Source organism: Bacillus sp. FSL K6-0923, assembly GCF_038630825.1.
Classification (GTDB): Bacteria; Bacillota; Bacilli; order Bacillales; family Bacillaceae; genus Bacillus; species Bacillus pumilus.
The window spans coordinates 1451042-1475639 of record NZ_CP152044.1 but is presented as its reverse complement, the minus strand read 5'-3'; the positions used below and the strand labels follow the sequence as shown (position 1 = coordinate 1475639).

Annotated in this window: 24 protein-coding genes; 9 read left to right on the top strand and 15 right to left on the bottom strand. The window is 40.6% G+C overall.

Going from position 1 to position 24598, the window contains the following annotated elements; genetic code table 11:
* Window positions 1-114 precede the first annotated feature (114 nt).
* Entirely contained in the window at window positions 115-1182 is a 1068-nt protein-coding gene (coxB, locus tag MHI16_RS07430) for a cytochrome c oxidase subunit II (protein WP_058014072.1), read from the bottom strand.
* 278 nt (window positions 1183-1460) lie between these two features.
* On the bottom strand, window positions 1461-2378 hold the full coding sequence (cyoE, locus tag MHI16_RS07425; protein ID WP_003211774.1) for a heme o synthase: 918 nt from the start codon (window positions 2376-2378) through the stop codon (window positions 1461-1463).
* A 393-nt stretch (window positions 2379-2771) separates the two neighbouring features.
* Between cyoE and MHI16_RS07420 the strand changes: the two genes are divergently transcribed.
* The gene (locus tag MHI16_RS07420; protein WP_058014073.1) at window positions 2772-3695 is read left to right on the top strand and encodes a heme A synthase; all 924 of its coding nucleotides are present in this window, start codon (window positions 2772-2774) and stop codon (window positions 3693-3695) included.
* Window positions 3696-3734: 39 nt separating this feature from the next.
* On the opposite strand, the gene MHI16_RS07415 is transcribed toward MHI16_RS07420, so the two are convergent.
* The 5 genes from MHI16_RS07415 to glsA form a co-directional block, all read right to left on the bottom strand.
* Window positions 3735-5168, bottom strand: coding sequence for a deoxyribodipyrimidine photo-lyase (locus MHI16_RS07415; protein WP_058014074.1), 1434 nt, complete (start codon window positions 5166-5168; stop codon window positions 3735-3737).
* Between the two features lie 99 nt (window positions 5169-5267).
* On the bottom strand, window positions 5268-8714 hold the full coding sequence (pyc, locus tag MHI16_RS07410) for a pyruvate carboxylase (RefSeq protein WP_268467052.1): 3447 nt from the start codon (window positions 8712-8714) through the stop codon (window positions 5268-5270).
* A gap of 80 nt (window positions 8715-8794) precedes the next feature.
* A complete protein-coding gene (gene ftsW, locus MHI16_RS07405) occupies window positions 8795-10006 on the bottom strand; it encodes a putative lipid II flippase FtsW (protein ID WP_169056450.1) in 1212 nt (403 codons plus the stop codon).
* A gap of 208 nt (window positions 10007-10214) precedes the next feature.
* The gene (locus MHI16_RS07400; RefSeq protein WP_003212509.1) at window positions 10215-10496 is read right to left on the bottom strand and encodes a YlaN family protein; all 282 of its coding nucleotides are present in this window, start codon (window positions 10494-10496) and stop codon (window positions 10215-10217) included.
* 121 nt (window positions 10497-10617) lie between these two features.
* Window positions 10618-11547: a glutaminase A gene (gene glsA, locus MHI16_RS07395; RefSeq protein WP_342498153.1), complete on the bottom strand. Its 930-nt coding sequence runs from the start codon at window positions 11545-11547 to the stop codon at window positions 10618-10620.
* A gap of 120 nt (window positions 11548-11667) precedes the next feature.
* On the opposite strand from glsA, the gene MHI16_RS07390 reads away from it, so the two are divergent.
* Window positions 11668-12150, top strand: a complete 483-nt coding sequence (locus tag MHI16_RS07390; RefSeq protein WP_061407693.1) for a hypothetical protein — start codon at window positions 11668-11670, stop codon at window positions 12148-12150.
* 15 nt (window positions 12151-12165) lie between these two features.
* Here the strand turns inward: MHI16_RS07390 and MHI16_RS07385 are convergent, their stop codons facing one another.
* Window positions 12166-13488, bottom strand: a complete 1323-nt coding sequence (locus tag MHI16_RS07385; RefSeq protein ID WP_034619937.1) for a PhoH family protein — start codon at window positions 13486-13488, stop codon at window positions 12166-12168.
* A 139-nt stretch (window positions 13489-13627) separates the two neighbouring features.
* Here MHI16_RS07385 and MHI16_RS07380 point away from each other — a divergent pair, with 139 nt between their 5' ends.
* Both MHI16_RS07380 and MHI16_RS07375 read left to right on the top strand, forming a co-directional pair.
* On the top strand, window positions 13628-14248 hold the full coding sequence (locus MHI16_RS07380; protein ID WP_061407690.1) for a YhcN/YlaJ family sporulation lipoprotein: 621 nt from the start codon (window positions 13628-13630) through the stop codon (window positions 14246-14248).
* A 101-nt stretch (window positions 14249-14349) separates the two neighbouring features.
* Entirely contained in the window at window positions 14350-14580 is a 231-nt protein-coding gene (locus MHI16_RS07375; RefSeq protein WP_012009835.1) for a YlaI family protein, read from the top strand.
* Window positions 14581-14611: 31 nt separating this feature from the next.
* Here MHI16_RS07375 and MHI16_RS07370 read toward each other — a convergent pair whose 3' ends face one another.
* A complete protein-coding gene (locus MHI16_RS07370) occupies window positions 14612-14935 on the bottom strand; it encodes a YlaH-like family protein (RefSeq protein WP_003210819.1) in 324 nt (107 codons plus the stop codon).
* Window positions 14936-14990: 55 nt separating this feature from the next.
* Window positions 14991-16829 carry a translational GTPase TypA gene (gene typA, locus MHI16_RS07365; protein ID WP_012009833.1) on the bottom strand — a complete coding sequence of 613 codons (1839 nt, stop codon included), beginning with the start codon at window positions 16827-16829 and terminating at the stop codon, window positions 14991-14993.
* A gap of 114 nt (window positions 16830-16943) precedes the next feature.
* On the opposite strand from typA, the gene MHI16_RS07360 reads away from it, so the two are divergent.
* Both MHI16_RS07360 and MHI16_RS07355 read left to right on the top strand, forming a co-directional pair.
* Entirely contained in the window at window positions 16944-17123 is a 180-nt protein-coding gene (locus MHI16_RS07360; RefSeq protein ID WP_003211596.1) for a DUF5325 family protein, read from the top strand.
* Window positions 17124-17396: 273 nt separating this feature from the next.
* The gene (locus MHI16_RS07355; protein ID WP_012009832.1) at window positions 17397-18032 is read left to right on the top strand and encodes a hypothetical protein; all 636 of its coding nucleotides are present in this window, start codon (window positions 17397-17399) and stop codon (window positions 18030-18032) included.
* A gap of 157 nt (window positions 18033-18189) precedes the next feature.
* Here the strand turns inward: MHI16_RS07355 and MHI16_RS07350 are convergent, their stop codons facing one another.
* Window positions 18190-18996, bottom strand: coding sequence for an inositol monophosphatase family protein (locus MHI16_RS07350; RefSeq protein ID WP_058014079.1), 807 nt, complete (start codon window positions 18994-18996; stop codon window positions 18190-18192).
* A 133-nt stretch (window positions 18997-19129) separates the two neighbouring features.
* Window positions 19130-19318: a hypothetical protein gene (locus MHI16_RS07345; RefSeq protein ID WP_003211901.1), complete on the bottom strand. Its 189-nt coding sequence runs from the start codon at window positions 19316-19318 to the stop codon at window positions 19130-19132.
* Between the two features lie 288 nt (window positions 19319-19606).
* Here MHI16_RS07345 and MHI16_RS07340 point away from each other — a divergent pair, with 288 nt between their 5' ends.
* The gene (locus MHI16_RS07340) at window positions 19607-20242 is read left to right on the top strand and encodes a DUF1054 domain-containing protein (RefSeq protein WP_012009830.1); all 636 of its coding nucleotides are present in this window, start codon (window positions 19607-19609) and stop codon (window positions 20240-20242) included.
* A 30-nt stretch (window positions 20243-20272) separates the two neighbouring features.
* On the opposite strand, the gene MHI16_RS07335 is transcribed toward MHI16_RS07340, so the two are convergent.
* Complete coding sequence (locus MHI16_RS07335) at window positions 20273-20542, bottom strand: UPF0223 family protein (protein ID WP_058014080.1); 270 nt, start codon at window positions 20540-20542, stop codon at window positions 20273-20275.
* 190 nt (window positions 20543-20732) lie between these two features.
* Here MHI16_RS07335 and MHI16_RS07330 point away from each other — a divergent pair, with 190 nt between their 5' ends.
* A complete protein-coding gene (locus MHI16_RS07330; protein ID WP_058014081.1) occupies window positions 20733-22205 on the top strand; it encodes an aminotransferase class I/II-fold pyridoxal phosphate-dependent enzyme in 1473 nt (490 codons plus the stop codon).
* Window positions 22206-22249: 44 nt separating this feature from the next.
* Here the strand turns inward: MHI16_RS07330 and MHI16_RS07325 are convergent, their stop codons facing one another.
* Window positions 22250-22369, bottom strand: coding sequence for a GapA-binding peptide SR1P (locus MHI16_RS07325; protein WP_003212464.1), 120 nt, complete (start codon window positions 22367-22369; stop codon window positions 22250-22252).
* A gap of 316 nt (window positions 22370-22685) precedes the next feature.
* Between MHI16_RS07325 and MHI16_RS07320 the strand changes: the two genes are divergently transcribed.
* Window positions 22686-23066, top strand: coding sequence for a hypothetical protein (locus MHI16_RS07320; RefSeq protein ID WP_235567032.1), 381 nt, complete (start codon window positions 22686-22688; stop codon window positions 23064-23066).
* 118 nt (window positions 23067-23184) lie between these two features.
* Here the strand turns inward: MHI16_RS07320 and lpdA are convergent, their stop codons facing one another.
* The gene (lpdA, locus tag MHI16_RS07315; RefSeq protein WP_003211097.1) at window positions 23185-24597 is read right to left on the bottom strand and encodes a dihydrolipoyl dehydrogenase; all 1413 of its coding nucleotides are present in this window, start codon (window positions 24595-24597) and stop codon (window positions 23185-23187) included.
* Window position 24598 lies beyond the last annotated feature (1 nt).

The following is a 24598-nucleotide window of genomic DNA, read 5'->3' as shown; positions in this document are numbered from 1 at the left end:
TTACACAGACTGTGTCTGACAGATGGCTACTTCTTGGTTGTAGAGACATATTCGGGAGCTCTTAACAAAAACTTCACATCGATTACATACCCTCTTGCCCATTTGCATTCGAATTTACTGGATTTTAAGTTCTTTTAAATACTCATAAAGTGCATCTGCTTCTGAGTCATTTAATTTAGGGTACGTCCCTGTCATTTTATTTCCTGGTTTAAAGCTCTCTGGATCTTTCAGCCATGCTTTCACGTTTTCTTTGTTCATGTCTTTAATTCCAGCTACTTTTGTCCGCTCTCCGAAGGTTGCAAGGTTTGGTGCTGTCCTTGCCGCTTCCGGCCGTTCGTCCCCAGGCTCTACTGCGTGACAGCTCAAGCAGTTTTTCTCTTTAAATAACTTTTCACCTTCAAGGGCGAGATCTTTTGTGGATGTAGGCTTCTTGTAATCAGCCATTTTTTTCGTCCATCCTAAAAACTCATCTTGAGAAAGCGTTTTAACTTTAAAGTCCATTAAAGCATGTGAAGGACCGCAAAGCTCCGCACATTTCCCGTAGAAATATTCCCCTGCATCTTTCGTTCGTTTTGAATCAAAGGTTAAATAAAACTTGTTTTCGTTGTCTGTGTTTGTATCAATTTTACCGCCAGCCGATGGAACCCAGAAAGAGTGTTTCACATCAGATGCTTTCAATTTAAAGTAGACCTTTTGATCTGTTGGTACAATCAATTCCTGACTTGTGACAATCCCATAATCAGGGTATTCGAATTCCCACCAATATAAACTGGCTCTTACATTGACAACAAGTGTCTTTTCAGGATCTCGTTTTTTCTTATCCATAGCGCTTGTATCCCCAAGCTCAAGCGTGTATGCCACAACAGGCACAACGAGAATAATGAGGAGAAGAATCGGAATCGCTGTCCACGTAATTTCTAGATTACGGTTCCCTTCCACCTGCTTTGGAATCGTATCTTCTCCCACTTTAGAACGTTTGAATTTAATGATGACGTAAAAGAAAATGATCGATACAACAATGACGACAAGAACCATAATGAGTGTACTCAGTACCGTTAGGAAGAATTGTTTATCTGCTACTTCCCCAACTGGTTTGAGTGTTGATAAGTATGGTTCACCACAGCCCGCCAAAACGAGCGTCAATAAGAGAAACAGTGAATAAACACGCCATTTTCTTATCATAATTTGTCCCAACCCCTTTTGCTTGATCTCCTTTGCCTTTCGCTTTTTACTTCTTATTTATAAAATCACTTTTCACCCATCCATAACCCCCGCCTCTTATAAAAGCACTTACATTTCCTCTTTTCATAAAAAAATGATGTTTTTACTCAAAATACCATCTATGTATAAACAGAAAGCCGCCTAAATAGAACTGAATATCAGGCGGCTTTCATAGTTGTTAGAAAATGTTGTGTTATAAGATATAGCCTTGTTTTGATGTGATCAAAGTGTATTTTACTCTAGAATAGTGTAATAATAATCATCGCAACGAAAAAGATGGTTAAGTAATTTAATGAATAAACGAACATGAGCGTTGACCACTTCATGACGTCTTTCATTTTAAAGCCCATAAGGCCAATGACAAGCCATCCAATATTCAGCAATGTGCCAAGTGCGACAATCGGCCATCCTAATCCACCTAAGAAAAATGGAAGCGGGAGAAGACATGCTGTCCAAATGATGATTTGGCGTTTCGTGACTTCAAAGCCATAAACGACTGGCAGCATTGGAATACCTGCCTTACGGTAATCTTCCGTTTTCTTAATCGCAAGTGACAGGAAGTGCGGGATCTGCCAAATGAACATAATCATAAACAAAACCCAAGCCGTTGTGTCGATTGTACCTGTGACAGCTGTCCAGCCGATTAATGGCGGCACTGCACCAGACACACTTCCAATAACGGTATTGATGGTGTAATGACGTTTAGACCACATGGTGTAAAGAACCGCATAAGTAAAGACTCCAATAAATCCAATCACTGCTGATGTTATGGTTGTCATTAGAAGCATGATGAGTCCAAGTACAACAAGCAAAATACCAAATGCATACGCTTGCCCCGGCTGAATCTTACCTGTAACCGTCGGTCTTGTTTTTGTTCTTTCCATTAATATATCAATATCACGGTCAAACGCATTATTAATGGCGCATGAACCGGCAATAATAAGAGAAGAACCAATCATTGTTAACAGCACAATATCTAGATTCCCAAGGAAACTCATCCCTGTAAAATAAAAAGCAAGCCACATTCCAGTAAATGTCGTAATGAAATTGGAATTGACGATGCCCATTTTAATCAGAGCAAGAAAATCTTTCCAAGCTGTTGTTTCTTCTATTTGTCCATGAATAGCTGCTTCCGCGGCTGTTTTGGAATTTGCCAATGTGTATAACCTCCCTTGCCCAAACCTTCAAACGAACTATGAAACGTAAATTCGTTACAACTCTATCATACAAGATAAACAGCTGTAAAAAAACATCCTATTAAATAATAAACGACAATCTCGAAGTTATTTGTGAACTTTTCGTGAATTTATTAGGATTTATCTGTGTTTCAGAAGGCGGTGCAAAATGAAATATTCTCTCCTCTATTTCTATCAGACTGCGAAAGAAAGATCAAGCACTCTAAATCTGTAAACTTTGTGAACTAACATATCATTTTTTTGTGAACTTTGGTCATTATGAATTGCAACAGAACACGCATTTGGCTTAAACTTGAGAGCATGTGAGGTTTTTCATTTAGATCAGAAGTTTTTTAGAGAAGGTGAAATAATTTGATGAAATTTGCTTTAAGGTTATTGAGCGTGATCACAACGTTTGTGATGCTGATCGTTTTGATTGGCGGTGCGCTTGTGACGAAAACCGGCTCGGGTCTTGGCTGCGGCAGGCAGTGGCCCCTTTGCCACGGTCGTTTCTTCCCTGAAATGAACCCTGCTTCCATCATCGAATGGAGTCACCGCATGTCAACAGGGGTTTCAACCATTCTTGTCTTGGCACTGGCGGTCTTATGCTGGAAAAAGATTAGTCCAGTATTCCGTGAAACCAAATTTTTGGTCATCATGTCGATTATATTCTTACTGCTACAAGCGCTGTTAGGGGCTCTTGCCGTCGTGTTTGGTTCCAACGCACTTGTCATGGCTCTGCACTTCGGTATTTCACTCATTTCTTTTGCTTCAGTGTTATTGCTTGCGCTTCTTGTATTCGAGGCAACCCGATCTGAAACAAAGCTTGTGAAGCCGCTTCATATCGGCAAAAAAATGCAGTTTCATATTTATGGTTTGATCACCTATACGTATATCGTGGTGTACACGGGTGCTTATGTGAGGCATACAAAGTCAAGTCTTGCTTGCTCTGTCTTCCCGTTTTGTTCAAAAGACGGTGCACTTCCAGCGTACTTTAATCAGTGGGTGCAAATGTCTCACAGAGCAGCAGCACTTCTTTTATTCGTCTGGATATTTGTTGCGATGTTTCATGCCATGAAACATTATAAAGAACAGAAGCAGCTGTATTATGGATGGATTATTTCAGCCATTCTTATTACACTTCAAGCGATTTCAGGTGTGATGTCTGTGTATTCTCATCTCGCACTTGGTTACGCGCTGGCTCATTCATTATTTATTTCCGGTTTGTTTGGCGTACTCTGTTACTTCTGCTTACTTATTGCCCGGTTTAAATATGAAAGCAAAGAACCATTCAAATAAGAATTTGTATCCCCCTTCCATATGGAATGGGGATTTGTTTTATTGTTGTTTTGCTTCTTCAAATAGCGAAATGGCTTTTTTGCGTCTTTCCTGATGGTCTACCGTCGGCAGCGGATATGTATCACCTAGCACACATCCCGATTTCAATTGCTCATCAATCGGCATTTTACTTGGTTCATGAATCCATTTTTCATCGACATACTCTAGCTCTGGTACATATTTTCTAATATATTCTCCGCTCGGATCAAATCGCTTTGACTGAGTGGCCGGGTTGAAAATACGGAAGTACGGCACCGCATCAGTTCCGACTGAGGCTGCCCACTGAAATCCTCCGATATTGGACGCCTCATCATAATCCACAAGTTTTTTTGCAAAATACGCTTCGCCCTTTCTCCAATCAATCAAATAATCCTTTGTTAAAAATGAGGCTGTGACCATTCGCAAACGGTTATGCATCCAGCCCTCCTCATTTAACTGTCTCATCCCTGCATCAACGAGTGGAAAGCCTGTTTCTCCTTTACACCAAGCTTCAAACAGCGTCTCATCTTCATTCCATTTCATCCCTTGAAACGCCAAATTGATTTCTTTTTCTTTCATCTCGGGATAATGCGCATAAATCATATGATAAAAATCACGCCAAGCCAGCTCTTTAATAAAGGTCTCTCTGCCCTCATCTTCATAGAGTGCTTCTTCATATATCAAATGAAAGATCGTTCGAATTGAAATAGTACCTGTTTTTAAGAACCGCGACAGCTTGCTCGTTCCAAAAACAGACGGAATATCACGTTTCTCATGGTAACGTGTTAATCTTTTTTGGATAAAGTGATGCAGCGTGCTCATCGCTTTGTCTGAGCCAATTTGATCAAACTTCCTTGAGCAGCCCTTTATCAATTCTCGCAGTTTATCATTTCCTTTTTGTGAAAGTGACTCATCACAAATCGTATGCCCACTGCTAAAAAATGATTTGTCAACTTTTATCACAGGCTGCTTCTCTTGCTTACGCCATGATTGATAGTATGGGGTAAACACTTGATAATGTGACCCATCTGCTTTTAAAATATCTCGCGCCCCGTGAAGATGTGTATCTTGCCACATTGACACATGAATGCCCTTCTTACCTAAAAAATCGGTTACTTGCTTGTCACGCCTTTGGCCGATACCCACTTCATCTTCATTAAAAAAGACGGCTTTGATGTCATACACATCCATGACCTGCTGAAAGGCGCGGAGGACATCATCATGGAGAAGGTGGACATACACTTGAGATTCTCTCGCTTCCTTGACGAAATGCGCCAAGCTTTGAAAGAAATGTTCGTTATTTATATCCATTTCCATTTCAGTAAAAAATGGATCTAGATGATAAAGAGCCAATAATTTGTACTCATGTTTTTTTGCATATGTGATCGCTTTTGACAAGGCGATATGATCATCCAATCGCAGATCTCGGCGAAACCAAATCACGACAATTTCCAACTTTCTTCACCTCACTCTATAGTGTAATCACTCTCGCAGGCTGCTGCACATTTTAATGCGCTCAAAAAAAGACACATCACGATGGATGTGTCTCAATTATTATTCAGGCTTTAAAACAATGAGCAGATCTCCCGTTTGAATCGGTTCTCCATTTGTCACATGTATTTCATCTACGACCGCAGTGAATGGAGCTTGCACAGTCGTCTCCATTTTCATGGCTTCATTGATCATCAAATGCTCACCTTGCGAAATTTTCTGTCCTTTTTCCACGAGCACTTTGATGACAGTGCCTGGCATTGATGCGGCAATGTGATTTGGATTTGAACGGTCCGCCTTCATTTTTTCTTGAACGGATGATTTGATGCTTTCATCCTTAATGACGACTTCACGAGGCTGTCCATTTAGCTCAAAGTAAAGAACTCTTGTGGCATTTGGATTCGGTTCTCCAATTGACACGAGTTTAACAATGAGGGTTTTTCCTTTTTCGATTTCTACCTCAATCTCTTCACCAAGCCTCATCCCGTAGAAAAACGTTGGTGTGTCAAGAACAGAGATGTCTCCATAACTTTCTGCTGTTTGGACAAATTCAGAAAAGACTTTCGGATATAAGGCATACGCAATTGCGTCTTTCTCTGTCAGCGTCAGGTCATGAGATTCTTTAAACTGCTGCTGAATAGCTTCAAAGTCAACTGGCTTCAGCTTTTCACCAGGTCTAACAGTGAGCGGCTCTTCTCCTTTTAAAATCAGCTTTTTCAATTTTTCAGGGAATCCGCCATGCGGCTGGCCTAAATAGCCTTTAAATAGTTCCACAACAGAATCAGGGAAGTCTAAAGTTGCTCCTTTTTCATAGACATCTTCCTCTGTTAAATCATTTTGCACCATATAAAGTGCCATGTCTCCGACTACTTTAGAGGAAGGAGTCACCTTCACAATATCACCAAACATGTCATTCACACGTCTGTACATTTCTTTTACTTCGTTCCAGCGGTCGCCAAGCCCGACACCTTTCGCCTGCTGCTGCAAGTTACTATACTGTCCGCCAGGCATTTCATGCTCATAAATTTCTGTATGAGGTGAATTCATGCCGCTTTCGAATTCACTGTAGTATTTTCTAACAGAATCCCAGTATTGAGAAAGGTGTTCGACCGATTGGACGTTCATGTCTGGCTTTCTTTCATGCCCATCTAAAGCATAGTACAATGAGCTTGCACTTGGCTGCGATGTGAGTCCCGCCATAGAGCTGACGGCCACATCGACAATGTCAACACCTGCATCAATTGCCCTTGCATAGGTGAACAGTCCATTTCCACTCGTATCATGCGTATGAAGATGAATAGGGATTGTGAGCTCATTTTTTAAAGCAGTGACTAACTCATAAGCTGCCTGCGGCTTTAATAATCCCGCCATATCCTTAATACCTAAAATATGCGCACCGGCAGATTCAAGCTCTTTCGCAAGAGATACATAGTACTTGAGATCATATTTCGGACGCGATGGATCGAGAATGTCCCCCGTATAACAAATCGCTGCCTCTGCCACTTTGCCTGATTCACGAACAGAATCAATGGCAAGTGTCATGCCTTTCACCCAGTTTAAGCTATCGAAAATACGGAACACGTCAATGCCTGCTTCGGCCGATTCCTTTACAAATGCTTTAATCACATTATCCGCATAGTTTGTATATCCGACAGCGTTTGATGATCTTAAAAGCATTTGGAACAACGTGTTTGGCACTTCTTGGCGAAGCTCTTTTAATCGCTGCCAAGGATCTTCTTTTAAGAAACGGTACGCAACATCAAATGTAGCACCGCCCCACATTTCCATACTAAACAGCTCTGGCCATAAACCTGCTGTTGGCTGGGCTACTTTCTTTAAATCATGAGTTCTGAAGCGGGTCGCAAGCAGAGACTGATGCGCGTCCCTAAAGGTTGTATCTGTTAAAAGGACGCTCTTTTGTTCTTTCACCCAATTGGCAAGACCCTCAGGTCCATGCGCATCTAACAATTGTTTAGTCCCAGATGGAATCTCCTGCTTGAGAGGAAGCTTCGGTACAACAGGCTTGTCAAAATGAGGCTTCTTTTTCTCCGCAATACCAGGGAATCCATTAATGGTCACGTTACCAATATAAGTCAGCATCTTCGTTCCACGGTCTTTTTGTTTAGGGAAATTAAATAGCTCTGGCGTTGAATCGATAAATGACGTATCGTATTCCCCTTTTAGAAACTTCTCATGCTTTGCCACGTTTTCAAGAAACGGAATGTTTGTTTTAATCCCGCGAATTCTGAATTCCTGTAAGTTTCGAACCATTTTAGCAGCAGCTTGGTCAAATGTAAGCGCCCATGTGGACAGCTTGACCAATAGTGAATCGTAATAAGGTGTTATGACTGCACCTTGAAAGCTGTTCCCTGTATCAAGTCGTACACCAAATCCCCCGCCTGAACGGTAGGCCATAATTTTCCCAGTGTCTGGCATAAAATCATTTAAAGGATCTTCTGTTGTAACCCTTGATTGAATGGCAAAACCATGTGTGAAAATATCTTCTTGCTTTGGTATACCGACTTCCTTGCTGTGAAGGTCATGACCTTTCGCGACAAGAATTTGGGTTTGGACGATATCGACACCTGTGATCATTTCAGTGATCGTGTGTTCTACCTGTACCCTTGGATTGACTTCAATAAAATAAAACTCTCCATTTGCAACAAGGAATTCTACAGTGCCTGCATTGATATATGATACATTCCGAGCCAGCTGAACAGCCGCTTCGCAAATGTCTTCACGCAGTTGATCTGTAAGAGACACACTTGGCGCCACTTCAATGACCTTTTGATGCCGCCTTTGAACAGAGCAGTCACGCTCATATAAATGAATGATATTGCCGTGATTGTCACCAATCACCTGCACCTCAATGTGTTTCGGATTTTCAATCAGTTTTTCAACGTATACTTCGTCATTTCCAAAAGCGGCTTTTGCCTCTGACTTCGCACGGTCATAGGCTTCCTTCAGCTCCTCTTTCGTTCTGACAATCCGCATACCCCGGCCGCCGCCGCCTAGTGAAGCTTTAATAATAAACGGGTAACCGTATTCTTCACCGAATTTTTCGACTTCTTTGACCGAATCAACTGGTCCGTCACTTCCTGGAATGACTGGTATTCCAGCTTTTTTCGCTTCTTCTCTTGCCTTTACTTTATCTCCAAACATATCTAAATGCTGAGAAGTTGGACCGATAAATTGAATGCCTTCCTCTTCGCATCGTCTTGCAAAATGAATATTTTCAGATAAAAATCCGTAACCTGGATGGATTGCATCCACATCATTTCGTTTTGCAATTTCGATGATCCCCTCGATATCAAGGTAGGCATCAATCGGTTTTTTTCCTTCTCCAACTAGATATGCTTCATCTGCTTTATAGCGATGATAAGAGCCTGAGTCTTCTTTGGAATAAATGGCTACTGTACGTAAATTGAGCTCCGTACAGGCCCTGAAGACTCTGATAGCAATTTCCCCTCTGTTTGCAACTAGAACCTTTTGAATTGTTCTCTGTGACATTTCTCACTCCTCCATATCCCTTAAAATTTTATATGTACTCTATAATAAAGGAAGAAATGAAAACTGTACACTTTTGTTTTCTAAAGATTCAAAGTTTTCTGCAATCCATTTTTTTGAACTGGTGGTTTGCTCATTGATTTTTTCTTTTTGTAACGCTCTTTATATTCAGTAAACATGCTGATATTCAGCAATATTCCCATACAACCACTCAGTAAAATGATAGATGATCCCCCGTAGCTAATAAACGGAAGTGTGACCCCAGTAATCGGAATCAAACCTGAAACACCGCCTAAATTAATGCATGTTTGGATCGCAATCATGGAGGAAATTCCTATTGCAAGCAAACTTCCAAATGGATCTTCACACTTTCTTGCAATATAAAATCCTTTCACGACGATGAAGCCAAGGAGAGCGAGTACAAAAAATACTCCGAAAAAGCCAAGCTCTTCTGAAATGATTGCCATGATAAAATCTGTGTGCGGCTCTGGGAGATACCCGTACTTTTGAACGCTTTCTCCTAGACCCAGTCCAAAAAAGCCGCCTGATCCAATGGCATAATAGGAATTAATCAATTGATGTCCAGTAGCTCCTGCATCTTTAAAGGGATCTTGGAAACTCTCAAAACGCCCGAGACGATTTTGCGTGAAAATTTTATCCCAGAACAGAATAATAAATGGGGTCACGACGACCATCACGGCACTAAATAACGCCAGCAGCTTCGCAAGTGTTTTCCCGCTAAACCCTGAGCATAAAATCATCGCAAGAGCAATCATCCCAATGATAAAGGCTGTCCCATAGTCTGGCTGCAAAATGATAAATCCGCATAAGATCGAAACAACCACGATTGGAGGTGTGACTCCTCGTAAAATATGATCAATATAATGCTGCTTTTTCGCATACACAGCAGCAAGATAAATAATGACGACAATCTTTACAAATTCAGCTGGCTGAAGGCTGAATGGACCTACTTTAATCCAGCTTCTTGCGTTCCCTGCAATATGACCGCCAAAGTACACATAGATGAGGGAGAATACGGATAGCAGCAGCATACCGATCTGAAATTTCTTATTTGAAAACAGCTGATATGGAACGAGTGCCGTAAAGAGCAAGATGACCGCTCCAACGATCATAAATAAAAGCTGTTTCTTAAAAAAATTATCTGGCGCGGCATCGTATCTAATCACAGATGTAATCATACTTGAGCTATACACCATGACCAAACCGAATGCGCTAATTAAAATAATGGCGAACAATAATGAGTAGTCATACGATTTTAGCATTCTCTTTAACATATAATCCTCTTCCTAACGTCTGTTTCTACTGCTTGATATCCTCTTAGCTGTTTTTATTCTACTACATTTTCTCCGTTTGATCTCGTTTTACCTCTTTTATATTGTTCGTCATTCATGAAAGAATCAAGTCCGTTTGACATGAATCAATGAAAAAAATAGAGGACAAAAAAACTCAAACTTATGTTAAGGAAGTTTGAGTTTTCAATCATTATTTTTTTGTGAACGCATCATGAAGTGCGGAAAGCTCTCTCTCAAGTTTATCGAGTAGTTTCTTACCTTCATGTTGATCAACTAATCCAAGCCGGACAGCAAAATCAATTTCTCTCGATAATCCGAACATTTGAGTATCTAAAACCTCTTCATAAAGAGGACATTGCGGCATCGTTAAGTTGTCCATTTGCACTTGGATCAATTTTAAAATTTTATCTGCATCCAATTTTAATAAAGCCAGTGCTTTTTGCCGATGATCGACTAAAATTTCTGACGCCAAAAGTATCCCTCCGTTCCCCAGGCGAGTACCTAATTCTTCTATTTATCATAAAGCGAAACGCCCAAAATTGCAAGCAGATTTGTACAGTTCGCTTGTAAAAATAAAAAGAAGCCTTCCTCCATTAAAAGATACTCATCTCGTATTTTTCACTCATCAGCTCAAGCAGCTTAATTCCAGCAATACTATTCCCTTTTTCATCCAGAGCAGGACCGAAGATACCGATTCCAAAATCATATGGTGCAGCTCCCATAATTCCGCCTGAGACACCGCTTTTTGCAGGAATTCCGATGTTAATGGCAAATTCTCCGCTCGCATTGTACATGCCGCACGTCACCATAAAAGTTTTACAAATTCTTGCGACATCTTTTGAAAGAATCTGCTTCCCCGTTTCTGGATGTCTGCCGTCTAATGAAAAAACACAAGCAATTTTTGCCAAATCCAAGCTGTTCATCATGATGGCACATTGTTTCGTATAGACGTCCATGACTTCCTCTACGTTCCCTCTAATAATATGATATTGCTTCATATAATAGCACATCGCCCGGTTAATCATGGATGTCTCAAATTCGGAGGCAGCTGTTTCCTTGCAGTATGTAATGCTTTTGTCATTTGCAAGCTCTCTAATGAAGCTGAGCAACCGGCTCAGCTGATCTTGCGGAGTCGCTCCTCTGATTAAACTCGTGACTGCGAGCGCCCCTGCATTAATCATTGGATTCAGCGGTTTATTCGGACTCGCTGTTTCCAGTTTAATCATTGAATTAAACGGGTCACCTGTTGGTTCTTGTCCAACAAATTGAAAGACTTTTTTTGGCCCTTCTTCTGAGAGCACAAGCGCCAGTGCTAATACTTTTGAAATACTTTGAAGGGTAAATCGTTTATCTACATTTCCAGCTGAGTGGCACGTATTACTCACATGATACACTGCCACAGATAAATCCGTCTGATCCGCTTTGCCGAGAGCGGGAATATAGGATGCTACTTGACCATCTTTGGCCACTTTTTTTGCTTCTTCTACAAATCGTTGAAGCTCTTCATTGTCGCGACATGCCATGCCTCATACACTCCCTATCTTTCATGTATGATTAGTGTGTACAAGGTGCAGCATGTTTATGAAAGTGACAAAGCGGACGAAAACTTCTATAATTTATGTTGGAAAGGGGTTGTCTTGAACATGAGCATCATTCAAATCAAGGGGAACGTACAGTACAAGATCACCATTGATCCAAGTGTATGGATTTTTGATGACCGCAAATTTTTAATGGATTCATTTTTTGAAAAAAATGCAGCAAGTGAAGAGAATCAGCTAGATCAGGAGCTTGACCAAGAGCGGGTGATAAGAGAAGGTCAAACTCTTCCACCCACGTTAAAAACAGAGAAGAAGTACGAAAAGGAAAGACTCGTCACAGGCAGCTTCGGGATGAAGCTTGGCGATATGCTAAAAAATGCTGAGCCGCTTGAACATGCGGATACATGCGAATTTGTCACAGAAACAGGTACTATTGCTGTACCACTTTCTCAGGCAATGGAAAGCATTGCTCATTTCAGCCAGCATGGTAAGCCAATCACAGAAGAAGGACCAATCCATGTCTATTTCGCGGATCAGTCCAACCTCACTCAGCCGATAAAAGGTGTCAAAGAGCTGATCATTACATAAGTCAAAGGGTCTGGACTATAGCAAATCAGCGGCAAGCTGTGCAAGTCCAGACCTTTCTCCTTTGACAAGCTTGACATGTCCAGATATTTGCTGCCCTTTGAACCGCTCGATCACATACGTAAGCCCATTATTTAAGCTGTCTAAATAAGGATGATCAATCTGCTCTGGATCTCCCATCAGCACAATTTTACTTCCCTCTCCGACTCGCGTTAATAATGTTTTCACCTCGTGCTTTGTTAAATTCTGCGCCTCATCAATGATAATAAATTGATCAGGTATACTTCTTCCCCGAATGTACGTCAATGCTTCGACTTGAATAGATCCAATTCCCGCCAAAATCGCATCAAGCTCACCAGGCTTTTTTGTATTAAATAAAAACTCTAGGTTGTCATAGATCGGCTGCATCCATGGTCTGAGCTTTTCTTCCTTTTCTCCTGGCAAATATCCGATATCTTTCCCAACAGGCACGATGGAGCGCGCCACGATCAACTTTTTAAACATACCGAGGTCCTCTGTCTGCATTAATCCGGCAGCAAGTGCAAGCAATGTTTTACCAGTCCCCGCTTTTCCAATCAGTGTCACGAGCGGAATGTCACGTCGCAAAAGCAGCTCGAGCGCCATCGTCTGTTGGACGTTTTTTGGACGAATTCCCCAAATATGCTCTTGATCATAAACGAGACGCTTTACATGCTCTGCCTTTTGATCAAGCATTCCTAAAGCAGAACCACCTTCATTTCCCTTCATGATGACAAATTGATGAGGGTTGAATGGTGCACTTGTGACCTCTTTTATTGGTAATTGATTTTGCTTATAAAATGTATTCAATTGCTCAGTTGGAATGTAGAGCTCATGATAGCCATTATCGATGTCTTCATTTTGCAAAACACGGTCACTTAAGAAGTCTTCTGCTTGAAGCCCTATAGCATCCGCCTTTACCCGCACTAACACATCCTTGCTGACCAAAATAACAGGCCTGCCATGAGGTTTTGTTTCTTCCTCTAAGCTTAAATTTTTCGCGACTGCCAAAATTCGATTATCGTTTGTTTTTTCAATAAAAATTTCTTGAAGCTCATGAAAAGAGCGGTGATTCAGTTCAATGCGCAGCGTCCCTTTTGACTCTAGTGTAATTTTTTCATGCAGTTTCCCTTTCGATCTTAAACCGTCAATTAGGCGTGAGACGCGCCGGGCATTTTGCCCAACCTCGTCCATATATCTCTTTTTTGAGTCTACTTCTTCTAACACAACGGCGGGTATGACGACCTCGTTGTCTTCAAATGAAAAGATTGAATTCGGATCCTGTAATAACACATTTGTGTCTAATACATAAATTTTACTCAGGTCCTTCGCCTCCTGATCGGGGTTTCATTCATCCTGTCTTTCCCAAAACGATTGTTAAAATATATGTTTTCATGAATAAAGTTAGAAGGTTAATTCAACAATAAAATAAATCATGCAGTTTGTGAAGGAGGGAATACAGATGCGACTATTTTTGACATTATTCATGATTCAAGCCATCATTCTGTTGGGCGCTTGCCAGCAGCAGGAAAAGCCAGAGGCACTTGACAAGCAGCCAGATGGACGCCAGCACGTAGTACGGGTGTCAGACTCGACTAAGAAAAAGACCAATCAAGCCCGGTCATCTACAGATGTTGCGCAGCATCTTGTCAAAGTGACAGAGCACGTAGCAGATGTCAATGATGCAACGGCGATCGTTATCGGCCGTTATGCTGTTGTTGGTATTGATGTAAAAGATGATTTAGATAGAAGCAAGGTAGAAAACATTAAATATTCAGTTGCAAAAGCACTGAAAAATGATCCAGAAGGTGCGAATGCTGTTGTGGTCGCTGATCCGGATACAGTCAGCCGGTTAAAAGAGATGGGTAAAGAAATACAAGCAGGCCGTCCTGTCAGTGGGATTATGGATGAACTAGCCGCCATTGTCGGCCGCGTGATGCCAGAGATGCCGAGAAATGAAATTGATCGCCACGAAACAGATCCAACAAATGAGCCGAATGATCAGCTCAAACAAAACGATCAAAAGCAGTTAGACGAACAGCAAAACGATCAATCAAACCATCATATGAATCAGAAGAAATAAAGAGAACGGCTTATATCTCCTGTGATATAAGCCGTTTTCTACGCTGATTTTAAGTAGCTGGAAAACATGCTATAATAAATGCAATAAGTGAGGTGAAAAGGATGAGAGTGAAGTGCTCATTATGTGAGAAGCTTGAAACCATTGATGATGATACACTCGTTGCTAAGCGGTTAAGAAATCGACCGATTCATACATATATGTGCGATGACTGTCAGGAACGTATTAAAGTAAAGACAGAAGCACGCATCAAGACTGGCAGATTCTCTCTTTATCAAGATCCTGCGACGAAAGAGAAAAAGAAGAAAAAAGGAAAAAAAGAACAAAAGACATAAAAAAAGACCTGACACAAGTTCAGGTCTTTTTTTACGTATTCACTGTTCCTTCTTTTTTCGCACGATGCAGCCTGATTTTATAAATAATCAAAATGGCAGCTGCCACGACTAGACCTTCCGCTACTGGCAGGAAGATACCTAGAAATGTGAGAAACGTGCAGCCAAAAATCAAAAACAAGTAAATCACGAGTGCTTTTAAAATCGGTAAACGTCTAGCAAAGCCGAGCTTAAAAACAATAATCGCTAAAACAAGGATGGTACCATATAGGAGCCACATCCCTGTTTGCGGATTTTCATCGACACGAAATAGCATCGCGAAAAAGGATAGATTTTCACTTACTTCCTGATCATTCAAAAAGATTCCCTCCCCTTACCTTTCCAGGGTTCTATCTTTTTAATTCTTCATGGAATTACGATAATCCTGCTAGCTTTTTCTTCTTCGCTGCTTTCTCACGTTCGTTTTTATCTAGAATTTTCTTTCTTAAACGAATTGATTCAGGCGTAACCTCACAGTATTCGTCCTCATTCAAGTACTCAAGAGATTCCTCAAGTGACATAATACGTGGTTTTTTCATGCTCACCGTTTGATCTTTCGTCGCTGAACGCACGTTTGTTTGTTGTTTCATACGGCTTACGTTGACAACAAGATCGTTCTCACGGTTATGCTCACCAACAATCATTCCTTGGTATACTTCAACACCCGGCTCAACGAAGATCACACCGCGCTCTTCAACGCCTTGGATTCCGTAAGCAGTTGCTTTACCTGTTTCCATTGAAACAAGTACTCCTTGACGGCGTCCGCCGACTTGACCAGACTGCATTGGCTGGTAGCTGTCAAACGTATGGTTTAAAATACCAAAACCACGAGTTAATGAAAGAAATTCAGTTGTATATCCGATTAAACCACGTGATGGCACTGTAAAGATCAGGCGAACTTGACCATTACCGTTATTGATCATGTCAATCATTTCACCTTTTCGTGCGCCCATTGATTCCATGATAGAGCCAGTGTGCTCTTCTGGTACATCAATTTGAACGCGTTCAACAGGCTCACATCGAACACCGTCAACTTCTTTTACAATAACTTCTGGCTTCGATACTTGTAATTCAAATCCTTCACGTCTCATATTCTCAATAAGAATGGATAAGTGAAGCTCTCCGCGTCCAGATACAACCCAAGCATCAGGTGAATCAGTTGGATCAACACGAAGACTAACGTCTGTTTGAAGCTGCTGCTCTAAGCGCTCTTCAATTTTACGTGATGTTACGTATTTTCCTTCACGGCCTGCAAATGGGCTGTTGTTCACAACAAACGTCATTTGAAGTGTCGGCTCATCAATACGAAGGATTGGCAAAGCCTCTTGGTGTTCAACCGGACAAACCGTTTCACCTACGTTAATGTCTTCCATTCCAGATACAGCGACAAGATCTCCTGCTTTTGCTTCGTTGATTTCCACTCGTTTTAACCCTTGGAAACCAAAGATCTTTGTCACACGGAATTGTTTCACACTGCCGTCAACTTTCATTAAGGCTACTTGCTGTCCTACTTGCATTGTTCCTCTAAATACACGGCCGATCCCAATTCTTCCAACATAATCATTGTAATCAAGTAGTGCCACTTGGAATTGAAGCGGCTCTTCATGGTTATCAACTGGGCAAGGGATATGGTTAACAATGGCTTCAAACAAAGATTCCATGTTTTCATCTTGCTTGCTCGCATCGTTACTTGCTGTACCATTGATTGCTGATGCATAGACAACTGGGAATTCAAGTTGTTCTTCTGTTGCATCCAATTCAATGAACAAGTCAATTACTTCATCGACTACTTCAGCCGGACGAGCAAAGTCGCGGTCAATTTTGTTGACAACTACGATTGGTGTTAAGTTTTGCTCAAGTGCTTTTTTCAGCACAAAGCGTGTTTGAGGCATACAGCCTTCATAAGCATCCACAACGAGAAGTACACCATCTACCATTTTCATGATACGCTCAACCTCACCACCGAAATCGGCGTGTCCTGGTGTATCTAAAATATTAATGCGTGTATCTTTATAATGGATCGCAGTATTTTTAGCTAAAATCGTAATACCGCGCTCTCGCTCTAAATCATTTGAATCCATGGCTCTCTCAGCGATATTTTCATTCGCACGGAAAGTACCAGCTTGATGGAGCAATTGGTCAACAAGCGTCGTTTTACCATGGTCAACGTGGGCAATAATTGCGATGTTGCGAAGATCTTTTCGAAGTTTCACATTTTCATCTCCTAAAATAATTAGATAACTTTCATATTATATCACAATCCCCTTTAAATGCCGATCGTTTTTCTGTAAACTTATATTAACTCTAAAAAAAAGGGATGGAGACAAATGAAACAAATCAAATGGCTTCTATTATTATGTGCATTACTTGCGGTTGTCAGTATGGCGTTTATTGGGGTAACTCTTGCAGAAAAAAACGTGCTGGGTATTTGTCTAAGTATTGTGTTTGCCATGATTTTCATGGGTACAGGATTTACATTAAAAAGAAAATTAAACGTGCAATCATAAAATTTCTCAAAAGCCTTTTACATTCTATATGTAGAAGGCTTTTATTTTAGGTAAAAACAAGACCAACCACCTATGAAAGGTCGTGTATAAGACAGAACATATCATTTAGACTTGGCAAAAGTAAGCCATCTGAACCTCTCCATTTTTCGACAATAACGTTTATAGTTCTCCAAATTCAAACATAAAGTTACAATTTTCCTATTCTTCCACAAAGTTTCTCGTGGTATGCTGTTCTTGCAACAAAATTTAACAGAAAAGGGAGAGAAAAGAAGCATGAAGAAGATTTTGAGCAAATCGCTCAGCTCTGTTGTATTTTTCGCTTTAGCTATTATTCTTACTTTCACAACAGTAGCTCCTGGGCAAGCAAGTGCTGCAACTTTCAAAGGGATTCCTTTTGAGCAGCAGCAAGTCATTAAAGAATTATTGGAGAAAAACGAGCGTGTCATCAACATTCTCATCAACTCATTTGTTGAGGAAGACAACAACTACACATTTGATGTGAAAAAAGCTGTTGAGCTCGGACTAACTGAAGAAGAAGCGGCGACTGCTGAGAAATTCTTAGATCGCGCAGCTGTTCTGACAATCGTTTTCAGTGAGAGCGTCACTAAAAACGAAAAAGGAAAATTGGTTTTTGATGCAGCGAAAGCTGTTGAACTTGGTCTTACAAAAGAAGAAGCAGCTAAATTTGAAAAGCTGTTTAAATCAGTGATCAGAATTGCTGATCTTGCTGGTGATGCACTTGTTTTAGACAAAAAAGGTAATGTTGTCATTGATTCAAAAATCGCAAAAGGTATTGGATTCAGCTCTACTGAATTACTTGTTTTCAACCAAATGCTGAAGAAAATTCCTCAAGAGCAATTAAAATCAGTCTATGATGCAATCCAAATTGCTAAAGAAAAATTAAGCTAAGCATGAAAACCCCCATCTGGATCGACCAGATGGGGGTCTTTTATTTCAGCCAGTTAAGAATGGTCAACTGATCATTTCATATCGATAGCCAGTTGCGCTTCATTAAAAAGTTTCATTAAACACAAAAAATCACTTCATTCTCATGAAGTGATTTGGTTTATTTTTTATTTTCACTGCCTTTTATGTAATCATGCAAGATTTTTTCACAAACGGATCGATTTCCGGCGACGATACTGTTTTTTTCTAGAAACGTTAGGCGTTCTCCGTGTATATTTGAGTAGACTGCCCCTACTTCATCCAAAAGCACACAGCCTGCTGCATAATCCCACGGCGCAAGCCTTAACGTGACGTATGCGTCACTTCTACCGCTTGCGATATAAGCGAGCTCAAGTGCAGCTGATCCAATCGTTCTCGTCCCTCTCACATCACGCACAAGACGGGCGAACGGTTTAGCATCAAAATAAGGGCTTTCGATCGCCCAGGTCGGGTTAATGCCAACAATGGCTTTTTCAATCGCTACATCTTTTAATGGAGGAAGCAGGGTATCATTCATATAAGCCCCTTCTCCTTTGATCGCATGGTAAAGCTCGTCATGAATGACGTCATAAATGAGACCGATTTTCCCAATGCCATTTTCAAATATCCCGATTGAAATGGCAAAGTTGCGTTTTTGATGGACAAAGTTCATTGTGCCATCGATTGGATCAATGATCCACACGACTCCATCCAGTGAGGTCACTTCTTCCCCTTGTCCCTCTTCACCTAAAATATGATGATCTGAAAATATCGCTTGTATCTTTTCAATGAAAAAACGTTCTGTTTCTTTATCGATATTTGTGACAAGATCATTTGGATTTGATTTTGTTTCAATTGATAGACCTTCCTGCATGGACGCTTTAATACGGCTTCCTGCTTCTTTTACCCAAAGCTTTGCAAGACGGTCAATTTCCACCCAGTTTGTCATCAGACTGTAAACCTCTTTTCTATGTAATACCTATTTGTAATAGCATACTGATATTATGTACGTAAAAGCAAGAAAAAAGCAGCTTCATACAAAAACGAACCGATGAATTGGTTCGTTTTTACCTCACCTTGTTTTACCCTTTAAGCTGCTCCCATTCTTTTCTTAGGCGCTCAAGCTTTCGTTTGCTGCGTTCGATTTGGATGTCATCTTTTTGCTCGATGGCTTCATGAAGCGTAGAAAGCTCATAGTCCACCTCTAATCTCCACACAGCGATGCGATTCTTCTTCTCCTGTCTATACCCCTGCTTCACGATTTGCTTCATTTGGTCAACGCCCCTTCCAGAGAATGATTCATTCCTTGTCAGTTTTCATTGATAAAAAATTCAATTGATAAGAGAATTGGTTCTTGCTTATATCGTATGAAGCGATCGCATAACCGCAACGACATTCTGAAAATTGTGTCTTTACCTATTTGTTATGTACCACAAAATCGTTGTTTTTAAACGCTGCCCTACTTCCTCTACAATCTTTGATCTGACGGTGCATCTTTTTTTGAGCTTAACCCAAGCTATGATAAAATATGATCAGCGAAAGAATACAGGAGGCATACTATGAGTGAAATGCGTTTTAGAGATGAAGATTTTGAGACATTTACAGTTGACGGTTTAGATGAACGAATGACCGTATTAAAAGAAAGAGTCCGTCCAAAGCTTGAAGCACTTGGAGAACACTTTGCACCACTTCTTTCTTCTATTACAGGTGACGAAATGTTTGTACACGTCGCAAAGCATGCTAGAAGATCAGTCAATCCGCCTAATGATACGTGGGTTGCTTTTGCAAACAGCAAGCGTGGGTATAAAAAACTCCCTCATTTTCAAATTGGGCTTTGGAAAACACATGTCTTTGTATGGTTTGCTCTTATTTATGAATCTCCTGTGAAAGGCGAATATGGTCAGTTATTCGAAAAAGAACTAGATACCATTCAGAAGAAAATACCGCAAGATTTTGTTTGGTCTAAAGATCATATGAAACCAGATGTCATGCGTCACAGCGAACTCGATGCAGAACAGCTGAAAACGCTGTTTGAACGTGTCCAAACGGTGAAAAAAGCCGAGCTCCTTTGCGGTATTCAGCTGCCTAGAGAAGAAGTCGTTCAAATGAATAATGAAGAATTCTTATCAAAAATCGAAGATGCCTTCCGCACGGTGACTTATCTGTACCGCTTTACACAAAAACAATCTGTATAAAAAAACGAGCCCATCTAGGCTCGTTTTTTCTTACATACGTATCATGGCGGACTCTTCTGCCTCTCTTGCCGTTTTCACTGCACGATAAGGAGAATACCCGCTTTCCTTTTCAAACGCTGCACAATGCGTCTTTTCTTCTGATTTTGATGGCACAATCTCTTTAAAGCGTTTATAAGTATTTAATAACTCCTGCTTCGCTATTCCTTTTTCATAGACTTTTTCAACAGCTTGAAAAAACGAAATAACCGCAATCTTTTCCTCTGTCGTCCAGTCGACGTCCATTGGATATTGATATTCCATTTACTTGTCCCTCACTTTAACACTCATTTCTTATTTGAACTTTTATTATAGCATCTGTTCGATCAGAAACCGATTGATTTTATGCTTTACATTCCGATCAGTTCATAATATAATTCTTTTGTTTTATGCAATGAAATCTGTCGTTATTGGCACAATAATAGCAGGTATTTCGACGAAGGTGGGAAAGCAATTGTCACAACATGATACACCCTTATATACTGGACTAAAAAAACACGCAGCAACCAATCCAGTTCAATTTCACATTCCTGGCCATAAAAAAGGAGCTGGAATGGACCCTGAATTTAGAGCATTCATTGGCGACAATGCATTAAGCATTGATCTCATTAATATAGAACCTCTTGATGATTTACACTCACCTCGAGGAATGATAAAAGAAGCACAAGATTTAGCTGCTGAAGCCTTCGGTGCTGACCATACATTTTTCTGTATTCAAGGAACAAGCGGCGCCATCATGACAATGGTGATGACCGTATGCGGACCTGGGGATAAAATCATCGTTCCGCGTAACGTCCATAAATCGATTATGTCCGCGATTGTATTTTCTGGCGCAGTTCCTGTTTTTATTCATCCAGAAATAGACAAAGAGCTTGGCATCTCTCACGGCATTACACCAGAATCAGCGAAAAAAGCACTCACAGAGCATCCAGATGCAAAAGGTCTGCTTGTGATTAATCCGACGTATTTTGGCGTTTCAGCAGACTTAAAATCGATTGTAGACATTGCCCATTCATTTCATGTGCCTGTCCTTGTTGATGAAGCACACGGCGTGCATATTCATTTTCATGATAAGCTCCCGCTATCAGCCATGCAGGCAGGTGCCGACATGGCAGCAACAAGTGTTCATAAACTCGGCGGTTCCCTGACCCAGAGCTCTATTTTAAATATGAAGGAAGGGCTTATCTCAAAAGATCGCGTGCAATCGATTTTGAGCATGCTGACAACAACCTCTACTTCTTATTTGCTCTTGGCGTCACTTGATGTCGCTCGAAAGCGATTAGCCACTGAAGGAAAGGCACTTGCAGATGAAGCCATCCGATTAGCTGAATCAGCGAGAAACCGTTTGAATCAAATTGATGGCATTACGTGTATTGGTAAGGAAATACTCGGTTCAGCTTCTACGTACGATTATGATCCAACGAAATTAATTATTTCAATTAAAGACCTTGGTCTCAATGGCCATGATGTGGAAAAATGGCTGAGAGAAAGCTACCGGATTGAAGTGGAGCTTTCTGACCTTTACAACATTTTATGTATTGTGACCCCTGGTGATTCTGATGAAACAATCGATACGCTTATAATGGCTATGAAAGACATTGCTGCAGCCTCTAAAAGTGAGAGCGGCACACAAGCGGTAACTGAAGTCCTGCTTCCTGAGATTCCATCGCTTGCCATGACGCCGCGTGATGCCTTTTACGCCACAACTGAAGTGGTTCCGTTTAAAGAAGCAACGGGCCGCATCATCGCAGAGTTTGTCATGGTGTACCCGCCAGGCATACCTATTTTTATACCAGGAGAGATTATCACAGAAGAAAATATCTCCTATATCTTTAAAAACATTGAAATTGGGCTCCCTGTCCAAGGACCAGAAGATTCAACGCTGGAAATGATCCGTGTCATTAAAGAACAGAAACCAATTTTATAAAAAAGAAACATGCAGCCCCAAATGGAGCTGCATGCTTTTTTTATTTATTCAGAGGCTTCATCACAGCAATGACAGTGACCACACGTTCCGTATAGTGTTGTCACTTTTTCATTTTCAAATTGATCAATGGTCTCATTGCAATCTTGACAAATAATTGTACCCACGTACATTCCCCTTTTCTTCATTCATGATTTGAAAGCGTTTAATCTATTTCATACTTCTATAATATGATGTCACATTTAAGTTGTCAACGGTTAATTGTATGGCACATTTAATTATTTTTTATGAATATGTGCTCTTTTCTTATCATATTGAGGGAACGTTTCAATTGTATTTTGCTTCATATCAATTCTGTAACAATTGAGTAACAATCGAAAATTGTCAAAAAGGACATGATACACTAGAGTGACTAACAGGTAACCAGCTCCTAAAAATGTTGGGACAACCCCAAAAGATTTTGAGGTGAATAGATTGAATTTTATGAGGACACTTCTCATTATATTCCCCATACTCTTTGTACTTAGTTCATGCTCATTTGCGTATATCATACCGAATCAGACAGACCAAGTCAGTCATATTCAAAAACCAAGAATTCTCTTTTTTACAGATGCAGAAAATCTTGATAAAGAAAGTCCTTATTATGATGCAGTCCTCGATTTAAAGAATGAATACCCGAAGGAAATGTCAAAGATGATTGTGAAAGAAGATCGTAAAGGCTGGAAAAATGAAGTAGACGAATTGCCGGCTATTTTACTTGTAAATAATGAAAAAGTCATAGTGAAGGTTGAAGGAAATGTCAGCAGCAAAGAGGATATTTTATCGCCCTTATGCCACGCTTTAGACCGCGTGAATACAAATTAATGGTCTCACCTTGCACTTATATAATCCATATGAAAAAGCCCCTCATGAAATGAGGGGTTTTTCTCATGCAGCGCTCAAAAAAACCCTCTCCTTGATGGAGAGGGTTTTAATAAGTTCATTATTTTACGATATGGATTGGGCTTCCAATTGCTACTTCAGCCGTTTCCATTGTAATTTCACCTAAAGTTGGGTGAGCATGAATTGTCATTGCGATATCTTCAGCAGTCACTCCAGCTTCGATTGCAAGGCTAAGCTCTGAAATCATATCAGAAGCGCCAACACCTGCGATTTGTGCGCCAATCACAAGACCATCCTCTTTACGAGTGATCATCTTCATGAAGCCATCAGTTGCGTCAAGAGAAAGTGCACGTCCGTTTGCTGCGAATGGGAATTTCGCTGCAACGATGTCGATTCCTTCTTCTTTTGCTTCTGCTTCAGTGTATCCAACTGTTGCAAGTTCTGGCTCAGAGAATACAACAGCAGGAATACCAAGGTAATCAATTTCAGCTGGCTCTCCAGCGATTGCTTCAGCTGCAATTTTACCTTCGTAAGAAGCTTTGTGTGCAAGTGGTGGTCCATCAACGATGTCACCAATTGCATAGATGTTAGAAACGCTTGTACGGCATTGTTTGTCTGTTTTGACAACTCCGCGGTCAGTCAATTCAACACCAACTTGCTCAAGACCAAGCTCATCTGTGTTTGGACGACGACCAACAGTAACAAGTACGTAATCAGCATCAACTGTTTTTTCTTCACCTTTTACTTCGAACGTAACAGTGACACCATCAGATTTTTCTTCAACGCCTTTTGCAAGAGCGTTTGTATGGATTTCAACGTTTCCTTTTTTCTTTAGGTTACGTTTAACCAATGAGCTCATTTGCTTTTCGAAACCTGGAAGGATTTCGTCTCCACCTTCAAGGATGACAACTTCTGTTCCAAAGTTTGCATAAGCAGTACCAAGCTCAGTACCGATATATCCACCACCGATAACAACTAACTTCTTAGGTACTTCTTTAAGCGCTAAAGCACCAGTTGAGTTGATCACGCGGTCTGTGTATTTAAAAGTAGGCAATTCAATTGGACGAGATCCAGTTGCAAGAATTGCATTTTTGAAAGTGTAAGTCTGTGCTGAATTTTCATCCATTACACGTACAGAGTTGCTGTCTACGAAATAAGCTTCACCTTTAACGATGTCTACTTTATTTCCTTTAAGAAGACCTTGAACTCCACCTGTTAATTTGTTTACAACAGAAGCTTTCCACTCTTGAACTTTTGTGAAATCAACTGTTACGTTTTCAGCTTTGATACCCATGTCTTCAGAATGCTTAGCATTTTCAAAACGATGGCCAGCATTGATTAATGCTTTTGAAGGAATACAACCAACGTTTAGACATACACCGCCAAGTGTTCCTTTTTCAACGATTGTTACTTTTTGTCCAAGCTGTGCAGCACGAATAGCAGCTACATATCCACCAGGACCTGCACCGATGACAAGAGTATCTGTTTCGATTGGGAAATCTCCTACTACCATG